The following is a 1689-nucleotide window of genomic DNA, read 5'->3' as shown; positions in this document are numbered from 1 at the left end:
TCCGTCCCCGGTCCCGTTCTCGCTGAGCCGGACGGTGTCGAGGCGGGCGGTGACATCGGGACCGGCATAGCGCGCGCCGTGTGTCTCGTAGAGGAGCTGCGCGGTGACGGTACCGACGTCCACGACTCCCCCCGTGCCGGGGTGCTTGGTGATGACGCAGGAACCGTCGTCATGGATCTCGGCGAGCGGGAAGCCGGGGCGGCGGAGCTTCTCCGGTGCGTGCTCGGTGAAGAAGGCGTAGTTGCCGCCGGTCGCCTGGGTCCCGCACTCCAGCACATGCCCGGCGACGACAGCCCCCGCGAGCCGGTCGTGGTCGCCGGCCCCCCACCCGAAGTGGGCGACGGCAGGCCCGGTGACCAGGGCGGCATCGGTGACCCGCCCGGTGACCACGACGTCGGCCCCCGCATCAAGACAGGCGGCGATCCCGAAGCCACCGAGATAGGCGTGCGCGGCAAGGGCATCCGGATACCGCCCGGCGAGATCGTCCCCCTCGACATGCGCGACCCGTACGGCTATCCCGAGCCGGTCGGCCAACTTCCGTACGGCGTCGGCGAGTCCGGCGGGATTGAGCCCTCCGGCGTTGGTGACGATCCGTACCCCACGCTCCTGGGCGAGCCCGAGACTCTCCTCCAACTGTTTGAGGAAGGTACGGGCGTACCCGGCACCGGGGTCCTTCAGCCGGTCCCGACCCAGGATGAGCATGGTCAACTCGGCGAGGTAGTCACCGGTGAGGAAGTCCAGTTGACCGCCGGTGAGCATCTCGCGGAGGGCGTCGAACCGGTCGCCGTAGAAGCCGGAGGCGTTGCCTATGCGGAGGGAGGCGACAGCGGAGGTCACTGTGCGGCTCCCTTCGTCTTCGGCGGGCGTCCGGCACCGGGGGGTCCCGCGAAGGCCTGGGCGATGCCGAGCCACCGATCGGCATCGGGCCCTACTGCCTCCACCGCGAGGTCGGAGCGGTGGGCGCGCTGGGTGACGAGGAGGCAGAAGTCGAGGGCGGGGCCGGTGACACGTTGCGGAGCGTCTTCAGGGCCGTAGATCCACAACTCACCGGAGGGAGCGCGGAGTTCCACCCGGAACTCCGCGCTCGGCGGGGTGAGCCCATGCACACCGAAGGCGAAGTCACGTGCGCGCACACCGATGCGCACCACATGCCGGAGCCGGTCTGTAGGTGGCCGGACCGCACCGACCGCGTCGGCGACATCCTGCCCATGGGCCCAGGTCTCCATAAGCCGACCGGTGGCCATGGAGGCAGCCGACATGGGTGGGCCGTACCAGGGGAAACGGGTTCCTGTGGGCGCGGCGTACAGGGCCGCCAGGAGTGCGGTTCGCCCGGCCCGCCAGTCGGCGAGAAGCTGGGCAGGCGCCTTCGCGGCCCCTTCCTGCGCCCCCTCGTCCACGAACGTCTCGGGAGTGGCGAGCGCCTTCTCGACCAGCGCCCGGAACGCTTCCTCGTCCGTCACGGCGAGCAGGGCGGAGTGGTCGGTCCAGGCCAGGTGGGCGATCTGGTGGGCGACGGTCCAGCGGGCAGCGGGCGTCTCGATGGCCCAGCCCTCCGGCCCCAACTCGGCCACAAGCCGGTCGAGTTCCTCGCCTTCCTCACGCAGGTCGTCGAACACGCGCGTCGGATCGGACATGGGGGGAGCATGGCAGGGGCGCCAGAAACAATCAAGCGTGCTTGCATTGTTAGGC

2 protein-coding genes are annotated in these 1689 nt (G+C 70.5%); both read right to left on the bottom strand.

Translation table 11 applies throughout. The features are described 5' to 3' along the window. A partial coding sequence (locus AC31A1_RS51045; RefSeq protein ID WP_489659854.1) for an acyclic terpene utilization AtuA family protein occupies window positions 1-837 on the bottom strand: 837 nt, incomplete at its 3' end. Beyond that, the gene (locus tag AC31A1_RS51040; RefSeq protein ID WP_489659853.1) at window positions 834-1634 is read right to left on the bottom strand and encodes a TIGR03084 family metal-binding protein; all 801 of its coding nucleotides are present in this window, start codon (window positions 1632-1634) and stop codon (window positions 834-836) included. The genes AC31A1_RS51045 and AC31A1_RS51040, both read right to left, overlap by 4 nt. Between the last annotated feature and the right edge of the window lie 55 nt (window positions 1635-1689).

It is taken from the genome of Streptomyces sp. P5F9, assembly GCF_057961495.1.
The sequence above is the reverse complement of the archived record's forward strand: the minus strand, read 5'-3'. Positions and strand labels throughout refer to the sequence as shown.

What these genes read in the sequence shown, in the direction of transcription:
- AC31A1_RS51040 (WP_489659853.1), bottom strand. Translation starts at nt 1,634, where the DNA reads ATGTCCGATCCGACGCGCGTGTTCGACGACCTGCGTGAGGAAGGCGAG.